We start from the raw sequence: 21,188 nt of genomic DNA, 5'->3' as shown, positions 1-21,188 counted from the left end.
CGGTAGGGCATACCGGATCTAAAGCTTGGGGAGATTTGCCCTCTAGCCTGGTTGGAGCAATCCTGCTAGGTTATGGCGAGTCTGTGAACCAAGAATCCTCGTGCCTTTAGGCCGAGGAGTGTCAAATCATTAATGGAGTGGCTTAATTGATGGAAGTTATCCGCACAGTACAAACCGTGAAAAATGGTCAGGTTTTATTAGACCTACCTCCCGAACTTTCCGGGCAACAGGTCGAGATTGTTGTGTTCACGAAAAAAACTAATCCGGTTCAAAGAAAAAGCTTAAAAGGTGTCTTACAAAGTTATGCTAAACCGGATTTAATCTCTTTAGAATCTACTGCTTGGGAAAATGCAGCAGGGGAAAAGTATGCCGATCGCTGATGCAAACATTATTCTTCGCTACATCCTGAATGACCATGAGATATTATCAGCCAAAGCAGCGGAAATCATTGAAAATAATAGGGTAAATTTACCGATTGAAGTGGCTTGCGAGGTGGTATTTGTTCTCCAAAAAGTTTATCAGGTTGAAAGAGAGAAAATTCAAGAAGTATTAAGTCACTTAATTGAAGAGGATTTAATTGGTCTGGAAAAGCCTGAATTATTGCTCAAAGCTTTAGATGTGTATATAGCTAGTCCTAATGAGACGTGAACTCTGGGCTATTGTCCTATGTCGATTCCAGGCGAGCCTTTTTTGCACGACTCAGATAGGTTCGCTATAGCACGGTTGCCATGCTAGGGGGAAAAATTAGTTTGATTGGTGAATCGGTGTTTAATCAAACTGGGGAGCAAACAAAATATGTCTAATCCTTATCGTTGGCTAGAAAAATCTCTCGAAACAATTCACCGGGCTAATTGGTATCGTTCCGTTAAAACTATTGCTGGACGAGGGGGAGCAGTAGTGGAATTAGAAGGGAAAATGGTGATTAATTTTGCCAGCAATGACTACTTAGGACTGGCGGGAGATTCCCGTTTAATTGAGGCCGCTGTGCAAGCTGTGCGAGAGTACGGCACGGGTAGCACGGGATCTCGTTTAATTAGTGGACACCGCCCCCTCCATCAACAATTAGAACGGGCTATTGCGGCTTTAAAACAAACGGAGGATGCCTTAGTTTTTAGTTCTGGTTATCTCGCGAATTTAGGCACAATTGCCGCTTTGATTGGCGCAAGGGATTTGATTTTAGGAGATCAATATAATCACTCTAGTTTGAAAAATGGGGCTATTTTAAGCGGAGCAAAAACGATTGATTATTTGCATAATAATTTAGAGGATCTTGAGTCTAAATTAAAGCAATATCGCCCACACTATCGCCGTTGTCTCATTACAACGGACACGGTGTTTAGTATGGATGGGGATCTCTGTCCTTTGCTGGAATTACTCCAGTTTGCCCAAGATTATGAGGCGATGCTATTAGTGGATGAAGCCCATGCAACTGGGGTTATGGGGGCAACGGGGGCGGGCTGTGTGGAACATTTTAATTGTACTGGAGCCGAGTTAATTCAAGTGGGAACCTTAAGCAAGGCTTTGGGCAGTTTGGGCGGCTATGTTGCCGGGTCTAAAGTGTTAATTGATTTCCTGAGAAATCGCGCCCCCAGTTGGATTTATACGACTGGACTTTCCCCGGCAGATACGGCGGCGGCCTTGGCGGCTTTGCACATTGTCCAAAGTGAACCAGAACGACGTAGCACAATTTTTGAGAATGTCAAGTTTATTAAGGAAAATTTAATAAATCAATTTGAAATTTTACCTTCGGAGTCGCCAATTTTGTGTTTAAAGGTAGACAGTCCAAAAATGGCGCTGGATTATGGGCAAAAACTCTATGATTGTGGAATTTTTCTCCCGGCCATTCGTCCTCCTACGGTTCCCACCAGTCGTCTCCGCTTAACGGTTATGGCCACTCATGAATTGTCTCATTTGGAATATTTACGCTCGAAATTGTTAGGTTAGAATGAAGTGAGCAAAATTTCGGCATTTGGAACCGTTTATATTATGGGCGACATCTGGACAAAACTGGCGAAAACTCTCTTCATCACGTCCGGTTTACCGCTACTGGGTCTTGTAACAATGGCTAAACCTGCGATCGCACAAGCCATTATTACCCTACCCAACGGCATACGCTGTGAGGGACAATTCAACGGTTTTACAGGTCGTGGGATTTGTGAATATCCCGAGGGGTACTATCGCGGGACGATTGTTAATGGTCAGCGTCAAGGTCAAGGAGTTTTCTATTTTTCCGAGGGCAATGGGGGCGGGGATGATAATTTAGCCACCATTTATGAAGGACAGTTTAGCAATGACCGACCCAATGGGCGGGGCAGATTTATCTACGGCAATGATGACCGCTACGATGGAGAGGTGCTAAATGGAATACCTCATGGGACGGGTCAATTTACGTTTCGCTCCCTAGAAACAGAGAATTTCTTATTTGTGGTCAATAATAATCTGATCACGATGGAAAATGTGGACAAGCGAGATAGTCGCTACTTTGGGGGAGTCCGTAACGGTCGGCCCGAGGGTCGCGGGACTTTTGTCTATGGTATTTGCCAAGCCTATGGGGCCGAATTACGCTGTCTGCGCTACGATGGGATGTTTCGCAACGGTGTACCCCACGGACAAGGCACTATGACCACTCCGGCCTGTTTGGTGAGAGGGGGGCAAGTGGTTTGTTCTCGGTTTACGGGGAATTTCTATCGGGGTCAGCCTAATGGACCGGGGCAGATTATTACGGCGAATGGCGATCGCTGTCAAGGAGAATTCAACGACTTTACCTTTACTGGTCGCGGCACTTGCACCTATACCAATGGCGATCGCTACAGTGGAGAATTACGCTTTGGAGCCCCTCATGGCATTGGCGTAGCCACCTATGCCAATGGTCAAAGTTATCGGGGAGAATTCGTCTTTGGCGCTCCCCGTGGCATCTCTCGGGCGCGGTGAACTCCCCACACCAAGCCGATCAGGTATGGTGTGGGCTTCTGGTTTCTAACTCAATCCTCCCCCTAACGGCAACTCGTCGCCTCCCGTCGGTGAGAATATAACCGCACCTTCCCCTGATCATCCCCCATAACCAAAACCACCCGGTCATTCACAACCAACAAGTCCACCGCATTAATTTTAGCCCGTTGTCTAGCAATCACCTGTCCGCTAATATACTTGCCCGCCCGTCGTCCCGTCTCCGTCAACACCCACAACATCAAGCGTCCATCATCCCCCCCACTGACCAGATAACAACCATCTTGACTCATAGCCACACTTCTGACCGCTTTCCGATCCTCCTGTTGCCACTGATCCACAATGGGGCAATCCTGACTATTATTGCCCAAACACTGCTCCAAATCCCAAATCATAATCCGGCCTTGATTATCGGCCGTAGCTAATAAATTGGTCATTCGGGAAGTGGCTAGACTGGTAATATAATCATCCTGTCCTCCCGTAGGGTAGTTGATCGTTTGGCGCTCATTCCCCGACCAATTCCACAACAGCAACTGATTATAACGGCCGCCAATGGCTAAATAGTCCTCCCGCGGCCCCACCAAAGCCAGATCATAGATCGCAAAATCTAACTGTTGTTGTAACTCCGGTTGTGCAGGAGTCGTCCCTCGTCCTTGAGATCGTCCCACATTCCACTTCAAAACTAACCCACTCCCATGACCACTGAACAAATACTGAGAATCTTGGGTAAACTCCAAATCTAACACCCGGTCATCCCGTTGAAAAATCAAGGTTTGCGGAGTAGTGCTTTGACCCAACAAATCCCATAACTGCACCTCCCCAGTTTCCAACCCCATCGCCATCACATTGTTATCCACCGGACGATAATGTAACGTGCGCACCGCTTTCTCCGTTGTAGTAAACACCCCTAACGCCTCCAAACGTCGAGCATTCTGTACCCCCCAACGTCTCACCGTTTGGTCATTAGACCCACTCAGCACCCAATCCCCCAATCCGTTTAAACGCACCACATTCACCGGAGCGCTATGTTCCCGTAACGTGGCCTTGAATCCCCACAACCACCACAAACACAACACCACCAGCAAGGCTAACACTCCCTGCCACCACCGGGGAATAATGGGAAAGACCTCTAACTCTACTTGCTGGTCAGGATTTTCTAAAGTCACTCGCTCATCAGAAATCACCCCAGATAACTCCAGCAATAGCTTTTTATTCCACCCGACCCAAGGACGACGGGGTTGTGCAATTAACTCTAACTCCTGAGTTTCTTGAGGGTTTATGGTTGCTTCAGGGGGAACTATTTCCAAAGCGCAGGCCTTGCGATCTTCTTCCCGTTGATACTTTAAAATATTAGCACTGACCTGTTGAGGAATATTACTCTGATTGGTAAATTCTAATATATAAATAGCTGGGGGAACTTCCAGTTTAGGCAAGAGATCCGAAAAGCGGAATTGATTTGAGAGAACAGGAACACGCTGCCCTCTAGGTGTAATTGAAAACAGTACATTTCCCGAGGGCAGAATTTCAATTTTTCCGCCAACTTTGACCCCCATTCCTTGGCTAGGAGTAGCTTCAATTTGAAAGGGATAAGTTTGAGTGCGTAAGGCTGAGGAGTGAACCGATAAGCTGGGAATTTCTACGGATAATTCAATTTCGTGCCACTGTTGAGAGGTTAAATCAATGGTTTTCTGGGATTCTGCGGACAGATGCCACGCGGGAGGTAATCCTAATAGATTAACTTCGGTGGTGACGGTGCCTTTACTTGGATTGAGGAGGCGCAAGGGAATGTCTATTTTTGTTCCGGGGGTGGCTTGGAATGTGGTGACAGGCAATTCTCCTTTAAGTGCCGTAATGCCATCAGATTCTACGGTTAGGCGGATCACATGACGATCTTCGACTTGTAATTCAATAGAAAAAATCCGCACGGTTAAATTGACTAATCCGGCAAAACCGGGTAGCGGAGATTTAACAATTTCAATTTCAAACTCTGTGCTATCACCGGGGGGCTTCTTGGTGGAAACATCTGGGGCAATTGTCCACCAATCTTTAGCCGCTTTTTCATCTAAACCTGCGGCTAAAATTTCAATTTGAAAACTGGCAAATTTATCACTTTGGTTCGTCACTTGAATCGTAAAGTTTGCCCCAGATTTATCGGCTTTTAGGGTTAAATCTTTATGGGAGAGTTGGGTTGTGAGTAAACTGGTTAAAGTATTCATAAAATCTAGAAGATAGGGCGTATCTGGGAGTTGATCAATGATTTGGAAACGCTATAAATAGTTGGGTTTGGTTAAACTCCGAAAAGTGTTTTCATTCGATTTTGCACCCAGCGCATGGGGTTATTATTAAAGTCATCATCCAATAAGCCATATTTGCGTAAAAGTTCTTGACGTTCCTGTAATTCGGCTTGATGTAAGTTGAGTTGGTGTGTAATCTCATCGGCTAAGGATTGATACTGTTTTAAAAGTGTCCCCAAGGCTTCCCGATTGAGAATAAATAAACGAGTTTCTTCGCGAGTAATAACTGTAGCTGTGCGGGGAATGCCGATCAGTAGGGAAAGTTCGCCAAAGAAGGCACCGGGTTTTAATTGTGTCAAGTATTTGTTAATTTTCTCTACAAAGATTTCCACGGTTCCTGAGACAATAATATAAAATTCATCCCCCGGTTCATCTTCCCGACAGATATATTCTCCAGTATCAAAAACTTTTTGATAGCCTGCTTCAATAATTTGCTGAATTTCAGTTTCTTTAAGACTGGAAAAATACGTCACTTTTTTTAAGGCTTCAACTAAGTTAATTTCAATCTTTTTAACTTCTCGAATCAGTTTGGCTTTTTTTTGAATTTGTTTAAGTTCAGTTAAATTTTGACCTTGACCTCGGATAAGTTTTCGATATTTATCACCCAGTTGTAATTGCATTTCTTGCAATTGTTCTTCTAAACTCTGTTCTTGAGTATCTAGGGTAATAGCCATGTTTTGAAACACACGGGCAAATTCGCCAATTTCATCGGAACGACGGGTTAAATCTTCAATGGTGCTAGGTTCAAATTGTTGAGTTCTTAACTCTGTGGCGGCTTCATTGAGGCGTACAATGGGACGGATGACCCAATAGCCTAAAATTAAGCCTAGGATAATGGCAAGACACAAAGAAGCAAGGCCTAAGATAATAGAGAGACGAGTTTGTAGGTTCACTTGCTGCATAAAATCGGCTTTGGGTAAGACCACCACAATGAGCCAATCGAGTCCGTAAGCATCCCGGATGGGTTGAACTCGAACTAAATGTTGTTTGCCTTGCCAGCGAAAGGAAAACTTTTGGTAATCATCAAGACTGGTAAAGCTGCCCATGTTATTCAATAACATTTGGGCGGTGTTTTGGATGAGGGGTTCTTGACTATTAATGGCTTCGACTCGCCTTAATTGGGCATCATAGGAACCTTCTTGACTGGATGAGGCGACTAATAAACCATCTCGCTCAATAATGAAGGTGTGTCCTGTTTTGCCGACTCCTAATCCGCGCAAAAATTCGCTCAGATTGCCCAAGGAAATATCAATCCCGAAAACCCCTTGTAGTTGCCCGGTTGGGTTAAAGACGGGGTAAACGGCAGGGAGGGCAATGTCTTCATAACCACCGGCCCAAATATAAATCGACCCCCAAGTGGCTTGTTTGGCGGCCACTGCATCTTGATACCAAGGCCGTTGTCGGGGATCATAGGGTTCGGGTTCAATGGACTGTCTCGCCCCTCGGTTGCCTTGAGCATCCACTTCGTAGTTGTAATAATAGTAATCTGTCTCAGCATTGGAGCGGGCTAAAACGACTTGATTATTGCGAACACGACCCGCCCCAACGAATTCCCGTTGTTCGTTGCCCCAGTATACATAGGCAAAGTAGGGAGTCTGTTGCAGTTGGGAATACAGGGGTTTTTCAAAGGTGGATAAGTCCTCGGGATTTAATAGTCCCAGACGGAGTTGATCGGCATTCCATTGATTGAGTTGATGGGGCAGTGTAATTGTAGCTACCACTTCATTTTCAACCCGTTGGGCGATATTATCGACCAAACGCTGGGCGAGGTCATTGACGGTACTTCGCCCATTGAGAAAGGCTAAAAGGCCTGTCACTCCCACTCCAACGACGAGGGGGGCAATCATGACCAGGGGAACGGTTCGACGGAGATGATGACTAGAGGACATGGGCATTCATGGGGTAACATTTCAGGGGGTTGGGGTGGAATCTTGGCGATGGTGGACTTGGGCTTGTTGGCGGAGGGTTTGAGCGCGTTCGCGAAGGGTTTTATAGGAATCTTGCCGTTCGGTGACTTGTTCCTCTGACCCGAGGGATGATTCTGAAGTGAGGGGAGGGAGGGGAGGATCGTCTTGCAGTTCTTCGAGTTGTTCGCTTAAACTTTGGGTGCGATCGCCTACCACAACGGCCATATCCCGAAAAGCCTGGGCAAACTCCCCCACTTCATCGGAGCGTTGGACTAAATCCTCTAAACTTTGGTCATCAAAACGGCGGGTTGTAATAGACAAGGCCGCATCGTTCAAACGCATGACTGGACGCACTAACCAATTACTGAGGACAAAACCCACCCCAGCCGCTAAAACAAGAGCAGCCAAACCAAACAACAGAGTCATTTGAGTTTGGGCATTCACTTGAGCTAAGAAATCTGCCTCGGGAATCACAACCACAATTAACCAATCTAACCCCCCTTGATCTCGAAAGGGTTGCGCTCGGACAAAGTATTGATTTCCCTCAAACCGAAAGGATTGGTGATCTTGATTTTGGACTAAACTCAAGTCCCCAAACCTCGTCACTAGATAATTAGCGGTTGCTTGGAGGATCGGGTTTTGACTCTCTACCACAGAAACCCGTTGCATCTCTTCTCCCTCGGGGATAGCGGTGGGATCACTGCCAGAACTCCCAATGAGAAACCCATCTCGTTCAATAATAAACACCTGTCCCGTTTCGGCAATTTTTAAGCTTTTGAGGAAGTCATCGAGACGATTTAAAAACACATCAACTGCAAAAACCCCCACTAACTCGCCTTGGGCATTTTTCACGGGATGAGTGGCGGTAATGGCCAATTGACGACTATTAAAATCAGTATAGACTTCACTCCAGATGGGACGCTGGGCGGCAACGGTGGCGGTGTACCAAGGCCGAATCCGGGGATCATAGCGATCGCCTTGATCGACCAATTGGTTGCGATCGCCTGTGGAAGTCGCACTATAGGTTAAAAACAGGGAATTGGTACTCGCTCCAACTACCCCGATCTGGAAACCCCCATCCACTTGTTCCGCCCCTCGGAACTCCCCGGTTGATGTTCCTAAATAGATATAACTCACCGTATTAAAAACCTGAATTTGATGCCAAAAATAGCGTTCTAACAGCCCTAGATTGTTCAGATTAATTTTCCCATTTTGAAACCCATCATAATTCAGTTGATTAATTTGTCGGGGAACGGTCAAAAAACTCTCCGTTTTTTGGGCGACTTGGGCGGCAATTTCCTGACTTAACTCTGAGGACAGTTGATCAATAGTTTGTCGGGCATTGTAAAACGCTAACCCACCTGTCAAGCCAACAGCTAACACAAGGGGGGCAATGGTGAGTAAAGGAATACTGGTTCTAAGGGAGATATATTTCATGGTCAGATTTAAGATTTGCGCCGTAAACTTTGGGCTTTTTTCTTTAAGGCTTTAAAGTAAGCCAGTTCTAGATTTTTGGCATCTTCTTGACCTTGCTTAAATTGGGAATTTTGTTGGCGCAGTTGCTGCACTTGATTGGCAAAGTTGCTCTGGCGATCGCTAATCACCAACGCCATATCCTGAAACGTGCGCCCTAACTCGCCTAACTCATCCTGTCGTGAGGTGACAGCATACAAACTCATGGGCTGAAATCGATCGGATTTCAAATCTTTAGCCGCTTGATTTAATTGTTCCAATGGACGAGTAATCCAAGACGTAATATAAATCGTTAAACCAAAAGCGATAATCAGCGCCACCACACAGACTATAATCATTACACGAGTATTGTTTGTTAACTCCGTTGTAAACTGAGACTCAGGAATAATAATCCCAATCATCCAATCTAAGCCTAATTCGTCTTGCCAAGGAATCACCTCAACAAAGTGTAATTCTCCCCCCATCCTAAACTTAAAACCCTGAGATTTCGGAACGGCATCCCAAGTTCCATATTCATCAATTAACTGTTGAGCTACACCTTGAACCATTGGATGACTACTTTCTAGCGCATTTCTCCGCGTCAGTTCTCCATTCTCAACCTGATAGTCTGATTGATCCTCGGAACTATGGGCAACAATTGTCCCATCTCGTTCAATAATAAAGATTGCTCCCCCATAGTTCATGGCGAGAGATTTTAAATACTTTTTGATTTCCGACAAAACCAAATCAACTCCCATTACACCTAAGAGTTGACCTTGATTACTATAGAGGGGATAACTCACCGAAATAGAAAAGATTCCCGAACTATCATCCCACAGGTAAATATCAGTCCACAGGGGTTTCCTTTGCTCCACAGGATTCTGATACCACTCCTCGGATTTAAAAGTATACACTTCCCTTTGATTCATTACACTGCCCCGATTTCCTTGAGCATCTAAACGATAAGTGGTCAAACCTGTATTGTCGTCAGTTGTATCTTGAATTTCTAGATAGAGTTCCCCATTAGGAGATCGTCCAACCCCGGTATAATTTCCTTGTTCATCCCCAAAATTAATAAAACTGACGGGATAGAGTCGCATTTGCTGGGCAAAGTAGCGAGTTATTTGCTCTGGATCATTAACATTTAGCATTCCTAATGCTACGACTTGTAAGTTTAAATCAGACAGTCGGGTAGGATGACTAAAATAGTGATCCAGTTGTTCTTGTGTACGGGAACTGATTTCTGATTTCAGTTGTACAATAGCGCGAGTAATTGCCTGTTGACCACTCCACCATGAAAGCCAACCTACTACACTCACAACTACCAGAATTTGTAGCATAAAGGGGATAATAAAAATCCAGCGTAAGGGGAGTTTAGAACCAGAGTTATTGATCATAAGGAATAGGGAATAGGGAGCAACTAACAATTAATAATTATCAATTTCCAAATTTTACGGACTACTGTTCACTGGGGAATCGGGAATGGGTAATACGTTCTAATTGTCAACTATCAATTATTAATTGTCAATTATCAATTGTCAATTGTCAATTCCCCCACCCCCATCTCTTATTGTTCACCGTGCTTGTATCATTTGCCGTCTCCACCAGGCAAAATGGAGTAAATTAATCCCCATTTCATGATTAGTCCGAATACTTTCTCTTGTTTGTGCAAACTCCTCATCAATGCCCCAAGATTGGATTAAATTGCCGATGATAAAGACAATTCCACCCCAATTTAAAAACTCAATGGGTTTGTTCGATACAATGGGGTACTGACTGAACAGGAAGGGGAGACGACGTAGAGGGTGGTGACGATCTAATTGTCCCGAATTGGGGGTATTTACGCCAAAGGTTTCAACTAAATGCTGGGCTTCGGTTTTGAGTTGATTAATTTGGTGGCTGGTTTCCTGTTGAATGGCTTCAAGTTCCTGGATGAGTTGGTTTTTAGCGTCTTGTAAACCTTGATTATCCCCAATATCTGCGATCGCCTCCATTAAATCCTTCTCAATCACCTTCAATTCATCAATCACCGTCTCCCAAGCGGGCAAGTCCACCACAATTAACCCCCCCTGTGCCACATATTCTTTTAACCGTTGGGTTTCAGCCTCATTCAACTTGACAAACTGTTGATGTTTAACTGACAACAGGGTATAACCGATCAGTTGTTCAAGGCTACTCTGGGCGAGGTTGATGGCTGTCACTTGGGGATCTCCCACTAAGGCTGGATAGAGCGCGGGTAAGGCACAGAGAAGCTCTCCCCACTGTTCCTCCCGTTGGGGTTCTCTCGTGCCTTCTTGAACCGCATAGGCAACGCGGACAAAACCTTTTGCCTTAGCCTGCACTTGTACCCGAGAGCGCAAATCTAACTGATTAAAACCGGGATGAAAGACATCAACGGGGTGACTTAATTCTAGATTGCCGGGTTGTAAGAGAATCCGACATAATTCTACCTCTTGATCGGTGGGGAGGGTCGTTTTTTCGTCGAGACGGAAGGTTTCCCGGACAATAGTGGGGGAGGTTTTCCATTGTAATTTTTCCGGGTCCACATAACGCAGAACTAAGTACACCCAAAGGGGTTCTTTTTCGGCGACGGAGGCGAGGTGAAAATCTAGGGATTCACTGACAATAATGGGATTGCCCCGACTATCAATGGCAATGCCGGGTTGAATGCGTAACCAACGGCGATCGCGATATTCGGCCTTAATCTCTCCTCCCGGCTCAATCAGGGACAATCCTAGCCCACAGACAATTCCCCCCTGATTGAGGGCTTGATAGTGAATATTTTGCCGTTGGCGATGGTAATAATGGGCCAGTTGCCACAATTCCGCGTTTAACAATAAACCATCGGTTACATTTAAGCGCTCTAGGGGATGAATTGGAGGATAGGAAAAAGAAGTCATTTCAAGTTTAATCGAATAGGGAATAGGGAGTCGGGTGTCGGGGGGCAGGGGAGCAGGGGAGCAGGGGAGCAGGGGAGAAATTATCAATTATCAATTATCAATTACCTATTACCTATTCCCTCCCTCTCCCTTCAGGGGAAAGTTTAAGACTCAATCACCAAATCATAAGTACAAAAAGCGGGTTTTTCTTGGTCTATTACCACTTGAATTAAGGTTTGATCTAACTCATAACCATCAGGGGGGCGCAATCTAACCGTGAAATGGTAGGGGCGGCCTCCCCCTAGGGTGGCATCTTGCCCTAAGTAGGTATCCCCCAACACCAAACCCCGACTAAAGGATTCATAAATCCCGATAGGCTGTTCATCTTCTGAGGCACTTTCCACAAGGGGGAGTCCGGTGGCTAGGTGCAGGGCAAAACGTAATCCTCGACGGGTACCCCGCCAACGATACAGGGCGATCGCATTGCGAATGAGCGGCCGTTGTTGGTCTAAACTCAGATTAGGCTGAATCGGCCACCCTACCCAATGGGCTAAAAAGGGTAACAGGCTTTCTGGAGCCAGTAAAGGGTCTAAATAAGCCCAGAGGGCATTTAACGTCAGAACATCCGGCTCAAACGCCTGTTCAAAAATCTTCAGGAAACGCCCTAAAAAGTCAATTTCCCCAAAGATGCGGGGGACAAAATCCCGATACAGACTTTGGGGGCGAATAAATACCTGAAAGTTCGCAAATTGAACGAGGGTAAACAGTTCCGTATCTGGCGAATCCACAGCTTCCATTCCGGGGGGGATTTCTTCCAATTCTCCCCCCACTATTTCCCCTTCTATGGTTTCTGACGCTTCAGGTTCTATGGTGGGTTCTGCTTCAATTTCTCCGGCGATTGCTTCCGGCTCTTCTGGCTCAATTTCTGATTCTGTAAGGGGTTCTGCTTCAATTTCTCCGGCAACTTCTTCCGATGATTCGGGTTCTTCCTCTGGGAGATCACTCCCATAAATATTAATCCGGGCATCATAATCTAATCTCAGAGGAATTCTCGGGAGAAAGTCCTGTTCAAAAAAGTTTTCAGGAACTTGAAACAACAGAGCCGCGCTGACCCGTTCCCCCGGTCGTAACAGGGTATTATTGTTAATAATCTCACACCATTCTGGGGGAAAATTGCTCTGAATTTGCGCATTCCAGCGAAAATTGCGCGTCCCTCGATTTTCCAACTGAATCACCATTTCTGTGGGTTCTCCGGGATGCACCACCAGATTTTTTACACTGGAAGCGGTCATGATTAACTCAGCCTCCCCCCTTGTCTCCTCAACAGGAGTAGCTGGGATGAGTTGCATGGGAATCAGTTGGAGATCAAGAGATTGAGTCATGGAGAATAGGGAATAGGGGGTTAAGTTTTAGCTTTTAGTTTATTGCCATTATCTCGTTGTTCTAAATCACGTTAATAATGTGTCCCAAGGAAGCACGAGCATCAGACCAAGAACAAATTAAACCGTTGGGGCCTGGGTCAATCATGGAGGTGGGGGGCATCCTTGTCCATTGCCCCTCTACTGATTGGATGGCAAAGAGTTGAATCGCCCCTAGATACAGGATGCCGGGGACTTTTTGGAAGAGGGCAATAATATCTGAGGGGTAAACAGGACGACCAAAAGCCCAGCCCTGTCCATGGGGTCCCCCGGTGAGAGGATTGAGGAAACGATATAAAGCAATGCGCAGACGGGAGAGGATTTCTTGTCGGGCTTCGGGGGTGTTATAAATGGGTTCGAGGGAAATTTCTGTCTGGACACTGACCCCGATATATTGGGGTTCCTCGCATTTCACCTGAATCCCTAATAAAGTGCGATCGCGCAAATGGGCTAACAAATACTCTTTTAACTGGGGAGTCAGACTAAACTGCTCCGGAGCAATCCCCTGTTCCTCCTCAATGCCTCGGGTGTTGGTTTGCGGCACCACTAACAATTGAATGCTCCCGGCATGACGGGCATCGGCCGGTAAACAGCGCACCCGCGCCACTGCCCCCTGTCCCGCTTGTAGAGCAAGGGTTTCAAAATCTTCTGGCGTAACAGCGCGATCGCGACTGCGCAACAAGCGCGGCACCCGAATCACCGCCTGTTCTAACGTTTCCGCATCCGAGCCATTCTTAGCCGGTTCATAATTCGTCACCTGAGTCACATAAGGCACCGCCGACTTTAACACCGTTAGGGTGTTAGGCTTCACATTGCCAATCGCCCCCCCTCCTGTGTGATAAACCGCCATAATAATCCGCGACCCCCGAGGGGGAATCGCCCCATATTGCCGTTCCAAACGCTGCATTTCCCCCGTCATCAGTCCGCCCGAGAACGACCCCTCAAACCGGGTCAACTCCCCCGTTGTTCTCGTTTGTAAGCCGCCCTGTTGTTGACCTCTGCGAGCGGTTTGAGTGGGTAAACTCATAGCCTCCCGAATTAACGGCCCAAACTGAATTTCACCCGTAATGGAATCTAAAGTGTAGTGGAAATCATTAGGGCCCGAGTCCGCAAAATCTTGAACCTCCGTCCACACTTGGGGCATTCCCAAAGGAGTCACCACCACCAGATATTCCTCCTCCGACTTGCGCGGCAAAATTGGCGTTTCTTGGAGTTGGAACTTCTGACCCGGAGTGCCATCACTCACCCCCACCTCCTCCCGTTCCACCCGTCGCCCTTGACTAGCATTCACCGTCCCCCCAATAGCGCGCACATCCACCCCCACCAAGCGAGGAGAGGCACTGTAAGGCGGTCTTTGGGGGCTAGGGGAACTAAAACAGCAACGCACCCAACGCCCCTGATAGGTAGAAAATTGGGCCACCGGGAAGGTTTGGGGCAGGTGAACAATCACATCCGCCCCCTGTAAAGGGTTGCCCCCTTCTAAAACCAGTTGATTAAAACTAAACCCTTGAGTCGTATCATCCGACTCGTTTAATAACACCGACACCCATTCCGTCCCATTCCAGGCCTGCCAAATTCGAGGCGGCGCTTGAGGATTAATCCCCGTGGGGGTGGCCTCCTGTCCCTTAACATTAATCGCTAAAACATTGCCCTCTAAGGGTTCATCAGGGTCAAACACAAAATAAAAACAATTGCCCGCTTGGGGCTGGTCATCAAAAATCGCTAACTCCGGCCCACCCCAAGCGCCATCGGGCTGTTGACTCCAAAAATTCACCAAAGGATCTCGCAGCAGTTGGGGAGTGGTTTCTTGTTGGCGCGCCTTCAACAGGTGACGTAAGCGCGGTTGACCAATGATTAAAGGATAGTCCGTATTAAAGACAATCGCCGCATCAGTGGCCGTGCGGAGAGTGGAAATTTCAATCCCTGTGGGGATGGTGTAGCGTTCGGGTAACTCTCCGACTAGGTAAAAGGTGATGGGTGTCGTGGCCGGGGTAGGTGGTTGTAGACGGATGCCAAGGAGTTCTAAAAACGTGATGTATTGACGACGGGGGACTTGGTTAAAGCGGGTGAGCATTTGATCTGTTAACCAAGCAAACAGTTCTACCAAGGTAATTCCGGGGTCACTGGGACTGTAGTTGGTCCACTCGGGACAGTAACGGGGAATGCGCAAGAGACATTCTTCGATTAAGTCCTCAAAGGTGCGGTCATCAAGGTTGGCTTTGGGGAGGTTAGGTAAGAACTGGAATTCCATAAATCACTGGGATGAGGGGATAGGTGGAGGGGCTAGAGGAGATTAATAATCTGGGTTCAACTCTCCTTCTGCTATGGCTTCTTCTGGGGGCATCAAGTAAAAGGGATAAATCAGAGTGCCGGGGACATAATTAGCCCGGAGACGATAGTTAATCTCAATTAACACACGACCGCGTTCAGCATCCGGGATGGTTTTCACTTCATCCAAAATAATGCGCGCTTCCCAAATACTCAGCGCCTCTTCGACAAAGCGCCGAATGGAAATCAGGGTGTCTAAATTGAGGGGGGCAAACGTTAATTCTGACAACCGAGAACCAAAATCAGGACGATAGACCCGTTCACCGATACTGGTTTCCAAAATAATACGCATGGATTCTTCAACATTCTGCTGGGCTGCACTGAGTTGAATGGCACCCTGGGGGTTAACCCGCCAAGGAAAGGCAAATCCTTGACCCAGATAATCGGTTGGGGGTTGAGAACCGGGGAGTAAGGGCATGGACAGATTTTTCCTAGTCAATCACCATGCTGTTCAATCTAGGCGCGGCAACGGTTAATAACCATTCGACTAAGGTCGAGTTTGGGGGAATACTCGGCCTATCTATTCAAGGATGGTCTTGGGTTGAATCCAGAAAAGTGGGGTAGAGTAGAGGTAGGACTATTGAAAGCGATCGCTGTAAATTCCTATGTCTCCTAATTCCCCTTACACAGCCAATCATCCAGACAAACATCTACAACCCCCCATTCCCTTTTACCGCAAACCCTTATTTGTCGGGTCTATGGTTATAACGGTACTGTTGGGCTTTTCCTTCTGGAGTTATAGTCAAAACCCCCAATGGCTAGAATATTCCCAAGGGGAATCTGTGATTGACCGACTCTTGGCCGCTAATCCCGACTTAACCCGAGAAGAATTAGCCGCTATGGCCGATGTGGATAATGTCTCCTTGTTAATGGAACAGTTGAACCTGCCCACAGTTCCCACCCCAGAATTGCCCATCGCGGAAACGGATTTACCCTCAGATAATCCTTCCCAAAGTCCAACCTCTGCAACCAATGAACTGACAACTGGACTGACAACTGGGACAGATAACCCCCTATTACCGGGGTTAATTCCCAACGATACCGGACAATTTGCCTCCGTCGCAGATTTACTCAAACAAACCACCAACGGTCAAGATTCCCCCTCCCCTGGGTCTTCTCAACAGACTAATGCTTGGATTAAATTAACTCAATTGCCTTCAGTGAAACCTGTGGGAACGGTTTCTCAGCCAACGGTCATGAGTCCGCTACAGCAGGCTTTATCTTTAATCAATCAACCCTCTGGGGAAGCCAATGAGGCCGACTCAGAACAAGACTCAAGCCGCAATCCTCAAGGCAGCAACACCGCCACCACATCCCCCAATCCGAATCCCTCTACTCTGGGCAATACTGGCAGCAATGGAACCGGGATGAATGCCCAAATTCCTGCAACGGGGATGAATACTCCTGCAACGGGGCAACCCTATAATCCCTATAATCCGGCTACCAGCCAAGGATTAGGTCAACAACCCAACTATGGGAACTCCTACTCTACCACTCCTTACGGGAATATCAACAATCCTCCCCCTAATGTTCGAGGTCAGACGGGACAGACTCCCACTATGCCCTACTATGTCCCCCCCACTCGTTCCTCTCGTAATGTGAGTCCCAATTTTAACAATTATGGCGTTCCCAATATGCCCCAGGGGAATAATGCAACTGGGGTTAATCCCTTGTTTAATAACCCCAATATGACCCAGCAACAGCCTAATCGGGGGCAGAATAACTCATTCAATCCAAGTGGCCCCCAAATGGGACAACAATCGACTCCCATTCGCCGCATTGGTAACGGTGAAATTAACACTTTTGCCAATCCTTAGAATCCCCCTAAATCCCCTTCCAAAGGGGGACTTCCGGACGGTTCTCTCCCTTCTAAGGAGGGCTACTCCAATTCCCCCCTTCCAAAGGGGGGCTAGGGGGGATACATTCACTCAGTAAGTAAAAGGTGAGTTTTTCCCCTCAGTTCAGCAGAATCCCCCTAAATCCCCCTTTGAAAGGGGGACTTCCGGACGGTTCTCTCCCTTCTAAGGGGGATACTCCAATTCCCCCCTCTTCCAAAGGGGGGCTAGGGGGGATACATTCACTCAGTAAGGAAAAGGTGAGTTTTTGTCCTCATTTAAGCAGAATCCCCCTAAATCCCCCTTCCAAAGGGGGACTTCCGGACGGTTCTCTCCCTTCTAAAGGGGGATACTCCAATTCCCCTCTTCCAAAGGGGGGCTAGGGGGGATACTCCAATTCCCCCCTTCCAAAGGGGGGCTAGGGGGGATACATTCAATCATTCTTTGCACATTTCAGGGTAAAATGGAAAACAAAACTTAACATTTTTCTCATAAGATCATGTTCCGCAAAATACCGCTTGGATTACTTGGCCTGGTAGTTGGGCTAAGTCTCACCCTAATGGGCGTTGTCGCCTATGCCTTGGGGAAACCTACCTTAAACTTGATTGGCTTTTTTTATGGGGTTCCCCTGTTGTTGGGTGGCTTGGCGCTGAAAGCGGCGGAACTGAAACCGACTCCCTTTAGTGTCCCAACTTCCCCGGAAATCCTCAGCCTGCGGGAACAACAGGCTACCCCTACCCAGAACCAAATTCGCAACGATGTCACGCGCTACCGTTACGGACAAGAAGCCCATTTAGATGACTCTCTCGAACGTTTGGGCTTAAGTCCCAATGATGAGGAACGCCCTATCCTTAAAGGAATTCGAGAAACGGCTATTGAGGGGCAATACGCCCTGATTCTGGAGTTTGACTCTCCTTTTGTTCCTCTCGAAACGTGGCAACAACAACGGGAGAAAATTGAAAAGTTCTTTGGTCCGGGAATCCGTGTCACGGTTGAACAGGTGGAGGAGTCGGAGATTGAAGCGGCACTCATTGCTGTGAATGAGGAATAGGGAATTGATAATTAATAATTGATAATTATTGATTAATAAGGGACTATTTTTCTAGGCGCACTACATACCATTGAAGATATTGCCCGGGTGTAATGTCCCACTCGCAAGCGGTTTCAAGGAGATGGCGGGCTTGGGCTTGGGAGGAGGGGAATTTTTGCAGGTAGGGGGGGAGTTCGGTTTGTTGTTCGAGGAGGGTTTGCAGTTTGGCTAATAGTTCGGCTTCGGAGAGAAATTGTTCTGGCTGGTCTGGTTCAAGCACCACATAGCCATCTTCTTGGTACATAATAGAATCCGCCATTTTTGGGTTTTCCCCTTTGTTTTGTGTCGTTTCCCACTACTTTAACTCATGTCTAATACGTTTCTGTCTCTCAACTATGAACCCGCGTTAGAACAACTGGGTGAGGATTATTATGATGTGGTGACGGCGGCGGATTTTCCTGAACACCGTTTGCGCTTCCGCAATGACCAACTGTTACCGATTTTGGGGTTAAGTCCTCAACAGGTGCGGGATGATGATTTTATTGAGGCTTTTGGGTTGTTTATGGGGGTGCGCCCTTTTTTGGCGTTGCGCTATCACGGTTATCAGTTTGGGGAGTATAACCCCTATTTGGGGGATGGTCGGGGGTTTCTCTATGGACAGGTGCGAGGGGTGGATGGGGAGTTATATGATTTGGGGACGAAGGGCTCCGGGAGAACGCCCTATTCTCGTAATGCGGACGGACGGTTAACGTTAAAGGGAGGGGTGCGGGAGGTGTTGGCGGCGGAGGCGTTGCACCAGTTGGGGGTGAGAACGTCGCGCTGTTTGAGTTTGATTGAGACGGGGGAGGCGCTCTGGCGAGGGGATGAACCGTCTCCTACTCGGTCGTCGGTGATGGTGCGTTTTAGTCGCTCTCATTTGCGTTTTGGGACTTTTGAACGGCTACATTTTTTACAACGACCGGATTTAATAGGGCGGTTGTTGGATCATCTGATTGGGGTGTATTATCCGGAGATTCCGGGGGATAAGTTGGCTGAGGATCGTTACGCGCTCTGTTATGAGGCTCTGGTGCGGCGGACGGCGGAGTTGGTGGCGCAGTGGATGGCGGCGGGGTTCTGTCATGGGGTGTTGAATACGGATAATATGTCGATGACGGGGGAGAGTTTTGATTATGGCCCCTATGCTTTTATTCCGAGTTATGACCCCTATTTTACGGCGGCTTATTTTGATTATGGGCGGCGCTATTGTTATGGCAATCAGCCGGGGATTTGTCACTTGAATCTGGAGAAGTTGCAGGTTCCGCTTAAGTTGGTGGTGAGTCGGGAGGCGTTGGAGGCGGGTTTAGGGGTGTTTGATGAGGTGTATTTTCGCACCTATCGTCGGTTGATGTTGGGAAAGTTGGGGTTTGAGGAGGGGATGCTGCCGGAGGAGATGGGGCGGGAGTTGGTGAGTTTGACTCTGCAACGGTTGGGGGAAACGGAGATGGGTTATCATGGCTTTTTTGCGGAGTTGGCGGATCAGTTTGATCCTCGTTGGCGGGAGGATTGGTTAAAGGTGTTTTGGCGTTCTTCTTTTCCGGTGGAGGGTTGGGATAGTTGGCGTAAGTTGTATTATCAGGCGTTGAATGAGTTGCCGGAGGGGGAAATGGCGGGGGTGAAGGGGAGATTAGGCGATCGCAATCCGAAAACGGCTCTCCTGCGTCCGGTGATTGAAAGGGTTTGGGAGGCGATCGCACAAGATGACAATTGGGAGCCCTTTTATGGGCTACTGGAAACGCTCTGGGCGAAAGGATAATGCTCTAATAACCTTAAGGCCATCTGCTGATGCTTCTCTACTAACACCGGGGGAGATAAGACTTGGGCTTTATCGGCGTAGCGTTGCACCCAGATACTAAACTCGTCAAGCGATCGCCTGGGTAAAACCACCCGATAATCTAGATAATCCTGTCCCTTCCCTTTGCCTCCAACAATCACCTCCTCTAACAAAGGCACACAATGAAATAGGGTGTCTCGATATTGTTGTTTTTCCCGCATTTCATCGGGGTCTGTGTAATTAATCGCCCGGTTGATATTTTGCCGCACGGGATAGGGTTGATTTTTGCTCCCTTGGGTGGGAAAGGGAAACCCCCGCAAGCGTTGTAAAATGCTTTGATAGATCCGGCGAATTTCGGGATCTCCCTGATACTTGCCCTGAGACTCCAAACTGTTGAGGGCGGCTTGTAATTCCCGCACGGTCATCACCCCAGTTCCTAAATAGTAGCCCCAGCGATACATTCGTTGTTCTAAAATGCCGTAGTCCCGCAACCGTTCTAAATCCTTGCGCAGGGTTCCGAGGGAGGGATACTGTTTAGACCAATCATAGCCTTGTTCCCGTGCCACTGCTTGCATTTGGGTTTGTAACTGGGCTAAAGCATTGTGTTGTCCTTTGGATTCGGTGCGGGTGGCGAGGGGCTGGGGGCAGCCGACTCCCGGAAACCGGACTAAAGTGACAATCAACACCATGAGTCGTTCAAAGGTTTTGCGATCGCTATAAGGATGGGATTGAGAAGGGCGAGGCATAATTGAATCAGAAATCTGGGTTAGTAGTTGCGCTTCAGCGCCAAATCCGGGTTAGTAGTTGCGCTTCAGCGCCAAATCCGGGTTGTGTTCATTGTCTGGTTTTCTCGGTACACCCTAGCAAAAACCCGGTTTCTAATACTCAAAAAAGCCACTATTTTTACTCCCTCTATTAAACCTGCTTTAACCCTTATATATCAAGCTTTTTAGCTATTTCTTAATCAATTGCAAAATAGCGGCAAATTTGAGACAATCCCCCATCCCCTCAGCTAAAGTAGAACTATCAGAGCTATGGAGCCATCTGCCCTATGTACATCTCCACAAGAGCCGCCTTTGTGCGGAGTACCGTAGTCGCCGCCGCCAACGGAGCCATCACCCTCGCCCTGTTGCTCATTGCGCCTCTCGGATTAGCGGCTGTCATTACCAAAAACCCTGGGTCTAAAGCCCCGTCCTTCTAGGACGGCTTTTTCTTAATCGTAATACAATTAAGAGAATCACTTGCATTTCGTAAGATGCTCATTCTTTCCTATCAATACAAGTTGCGTC

At 47.4% G+C, this 21,188-nt stretch carries 17 protein-coding genes and 1 pseudogene; 8 read left to right on the top strand and 10 right to left on the bottom strand.

Translation table 11 applies throughout. From position 1 onward, the window contains the following. Nucleotides 1-149: 149 nt before the first annotated feature. The 4 genes from K4A83_RS16520 to K4A83_RS16505 all read left to right on the top strand — a co-directional run bounded on the left by K4A83_RS16520 (nt 150) and on the right by K4A83_RS16505 (nt 2,931). Nucleotides 150-380: a hypothetical protein gene (locus tag K4A83_RS16520; protein WP_265265734.1), complete on the top strand. Its 231-nt coding sequence runs from the start codon at nt 150-152 to the stop codon at nt 378-380. Beyond that, nucleotides 367-648 (top strand): PIN domain-containing protein, encoded by a 282-nt coding sequence (locus K4A83_RS16515; protein WP_265265733.1) that lies wholly within the window; start codon nt 367-369, stop codon nt 646-648. The genes K4A83_RS16520 and K4A83_RS16515 overlap by 14 nt, the downstream gene beginning before the upstream one ends. Before the next feature lie 147 nt (nt 649-795). Beyond that, entirely contained in the window at nt 796-1,944 is a 1,149-nt protein-coding gene (gene bioF, locus K4A83_RS16510) for an 8-amino-7-oxononanoate synthase (protein ID WP_265265732.1), read from the top strand. A 6-nt stretch (nt 1,945-1,950) separates the two neighbouring features. Further along, the gene (locus tag K4A83_RS16505) at nt 1,951-2,931 is read left to right on the top strand and encodes an MORN repeat-containing protein (RefSeq protein ID WP_265265731.1); all 981 of its coding nucleotides are present in this window, start codon (nt 1,951-1,953) and stop codon (nt 2,929-2,931) included. Nucleotides 2,932-2,993: 62 nt separating this feature from the next. Here K4A83_RS16505 and K4A83_RS16500 read toward each other — a convergent pair whose 3' ends face one another. The 8 genes from K4A83_RS16500 to K4A83_RS16465 all read right to left on the bottom strand — a co-directional run bounded on the left by K4A83_RS16500 (nt 2,994) and on the right by K4A83_RS16465 (nt 15,642). Continuing rightward, on the bottom strand, nt 2,994-5,162 hold the full coding sequence (locus K4A83_RS16500) for a WD40 repeat domain-containing protein (protein ID WP_265265730.1): 2,169 nt from the start codon (nt 5,160-5,162) through the stop codon (nt 2,994-2,996). A gap of 71 nt (nt 5,163-5,233) precedes the next feature. Next, entirely contained in the window at nt 5,234-7,129 is a 1,896-nt protein-coding gene (locus tag K4A83_RS16495) for a cyclic nucleotide-binding domain-containing protein (RefSeq protein WP_265265729.1), read from the bottom strand. A 21-nt stretch (nt 7,130-7,150) separates the two neighbouring features. Continuing rightward, nucleotides 7,151-8,584: a cache domain-containing protein gene (locus tag K4A83_RS16490; RefSeq protein WP_265265727.1), complete on the bottom strand. Its 1,434-nt coding sequence runs from the start codon at nt 8,582-8,584 to the stop codon at nt 7,151-7,153. An 8-nt stretch (nt 8,585-8,592) separates the two neighbouring features. Further along, nucleotides 8,593-9,996, bottom strand: a complete 1,404-nt coding sequence (locus K4A83_RS16485) for a cache domain-containing protein (RefSeq protein ID WP_265265726.1) — start codon at nt 9,994-9,996, stop codon at nt 8,593-8,595. 177 nt (nt 9,997-10,173) lie between these two features. Continuing rightward, nucleotides 10,174-11,499 carry a hypothetical protein gene (locus K4A83_RS16480; RefSeq protein WP_265265725.1) on the bottom strand — a complete coding sequence of 442 codons (1,326 nt, stop codon included), beginning with the start codon at nt 11,497-11,499 and terminating at the stop codon, nt 10,174-10,176. Between the two features lie 143 nt (nt 11,500-11,642). Then, nucleotides 11,643-12,860 carry a phage tail protein gene (locus K4A83_RS16475; protein ID WP_265265724.1) on the bottom strand — a complete coding sequence of 406 codons (1,218 nt, stop codon included), beginning with the start codon at nt 12,858-12,860 and terminating at the stop codon, nt 11,643-11,645. Between the two features lie 61 nt (nt 12,861-12,921). After that, nucleotides 12,922-15,147, bottom strand: coding sequence for a putative baseplate assembly protein (locus K4A83_RS16470; RefSeq protein WP_265265723.1), 2,226 nt, complete (start codon nt 15,145-15,147; stop codon nt 12,922-12,924). A 42-nt stretch (nt 15,148-15,189) separates the two neighbouring features. Continuing rightward, the gene (locus tag K4A83_RS16465; RefSeq protein ID WP_265265721.1) at nt 15,190-15,642 is read right to left on the bottom strand and encodes a GPW/gp25 family protein; all 453 of its coding nucleotides are present in this window, start codon (nt 15,640-15,642) and stop codon (nt 15,190-15,192) included. 187 nt (nt 15,643-15,829) lie between these two features. On the opposite strand from K4A83_RS16465, the gene K4A83_RS16460 reads away from it, so the two are divergent. Together K4A83_RS16460 and K4A83_RS16455 are read left to right on the top strand one after the other, a co-directional pair. Next, nucleotides 15,830-17,041, top strand: coding sequence for a hypothetical protein (locus tag K4A83_RS16460; RefSeq protein WP_265265720.1), 1,212 nt, complete (start codon nt 15,830-15,832; stop codon nt 17,039-17,041). A 517-nt stretch (nt 17,042-17,558) separates the two neighbouring features. After that, the gene (locus K4A83_RS16455; protein ID WP_407810060.1) at nt 17,559-18,110 is read left to right on the top strand and encodes a DUF2854 domain-containing protein; all 552 of its coding nucleotides are present in this window, start codon (nt 17,559-17,561) and stop codon (nt 18,108-18,110) included. A gap of 43 nt (nt 18,111-18,153) precedes the next feature. Here the strand turns inward: K4A83_RS16455 and K4A83_RS16450 are convergent, their stop codons facing one another. After that, nucleotides 18,154-18,408 carry a chlororespiratory reduction protein 7 gene (locus tag K4A83_RS16450; protein ID WP_265265718.1) on the bottom strand — a complete coding sequence of 85 codons (255 nt, stop codon included), beginning with the start codon at nt 18,406-18,408 and terminating at the stop codon, nt 18,154-18,156. Nucleotides 18,409-18,456: 48 nt separating this feature from the next. Here K4A83_RS16450 and K4A83_RS16445 point away from each other — a divergent pair, with 48 nt between their 5' ends. Beyond that, nucleotides 18,457-19,881, top strand: coding sequence for a protein adenylyltransferase SelO (locus K4A83_RS16445; RefSeq protein ID WP_265265717.1), 1,425 nt, complete (start codon nt 18,457-18,459; stop codon nt 19,879-19,881). On the opposite strand, the gene K4A83_RS16440 is transcribed toward K4A83_RS16445, so the two are convergent. Further along, on the bottom strand, nt 19,845-20,645 hold the full coding sequence (locus K4A83_RS16440) for a WYL domain-containing protein (protein ID WP_265265716.1): 801 nt from the start codon (nt 20,643-20,645) through the stop codon (nt 19,845-19,847). The two genes, K4A83_RS16445 and K4A83_RS16440, sit on opposite strands and share 37 nt — an antisense overlap. Before the next feature lie 305 nt (nt 20,646-20,950). Between K4A83_RS16440 and csx18 the strand changes: the two are divergent. After that, nucleotides 20,951-21,067 (top strand): annotated as a pseudogene (gene csx18, locus K4A83_RS16435) (CRISPR-associated protein Csx18); the annotation flags it as partial. Between the last annotated feature and the right edge of the window lie 121 nt (nt 21,068-21,188).

This window comes from Spirulina subsalsa FACHB-351 (assembly GCF_026130165.1).
Classification (GTDB): domain Bacteria; phylum Cyanobacteriota; class Cyanobacteriia; order Cyanobacteriales; family Spirulinaceae; genus Spirulina_A; species Spirulina_A subsalsa_A.
Note: the sequence above shows the minus strand (reverse complement) of the source record. Positions and strands in the feature narration are given on the sequence as shown.

Coding starts and splice junctions, on each gene's coding strand:
- K4A83_RS16520 (WP_265265734.1), top strand. CDS start 150: ATGGAAGTTATCCGCACAGTACAAACCGTGAAAAATGGTCAGGTTTTA.
- K4A83_RS16515 (WP_265265733.1), top strand. CDS start 367: ATGCCGATCGCTGATGCAAACATTATTCTTCGCTACATCCTGAATGAC.
- bioF (WP_265265732.1), top strand. CDS start 796: ATGTCTAATCCTTATCGTTGGCTAGAAAAATCTCTCGAAACAATTCAC.
- K4A83_RS16500 (WP_265265730.1), bottom strand. CDS start 5,162: ATGAATACTTTAACCAGTTTACTCACAACCCAACTCTCCCATAAAGAT.
- K4A83_RS16495 (WP_265265729.1), bottom strand. CDS start 7,129: ATGTCCTCTAGTCATCATCTCCGTCGAACCGTTCCCCTGGTCATGATT.
- K4A83_RS16490 (WP_265265727.1), bottom strand. CDS start 8,584: ATGAAATATATCTCCCTTAGAACCAGTATTCCTTTACTCACCATTGCC.
- K4A83_RS16485 (WP_265265726.1), bottom strand. CDS start 9,996: ATGATCAATAACTCTGGTTCTAAACTCCCCTTACGCTGGATTTTTATT.
- K4A83_RS16480 (WP_265265725.1), bottom strand. CDS start 11,499: ATGACTTCTTTTTCCTATCCTCCAATTCATCCCCTAGAGCGCTTAAAT.
- K4A83_RS16475 (WP_265265724.1), bottom strand. CDS start 12,860: ATGACTCAATCTCTTGATCTCCAACTGATTCCCATGCAACTCATCCCA.
- K4A83_RS16470 (WP_265265723.1), bottom strand. CDS start 15,147: ATGGAATTCCAGTTCTTACCTAACCTCCCCAAAGCCAACCTTGATGAC.
- K4A83_RS16465 (WP_265265721.1), bottom strand. CDS start 15,642: ATGCCCTTACTCCCCGGTTCTCAACCCCCAACCGATTATCTGGGTCAA.
- K4A83_RS16460 (WP_265265720.1), top strand. CDS start 15,830: ATGTCTCCTAATTCCCCTTACACAGCCAATCATCCAGACAAACATCTA.
- K4A83_RS16455 (WP_407810060.1), top strand. CDS start 17,559: ATGTTCCGCAAAATACCGCTTGGATTACTTGGCCTGGTAGTTGGGCTA.
- K4A83_RS16450 (WP_265265718.1), bottom strand. CDS start 18,408: ATGGCGGATTCTATTATGTACCAAGAAGATGGCTATGTGGTGCTTGAA.
- K4A83_RS16445 (WP_265265717.1), top strand. CDS start 18,457: ATGTCTAATACGTTTCTGTCTCTCAACTATGAACCCGCGTTAGAACAA.
- K4A83_RS16440 (WP_265265716.1), bottom strand. CDS start 20,645: ATGCCTCGCCCTTCTCAATCCCATCCTTATAGCGATCGCAAAACCTTT.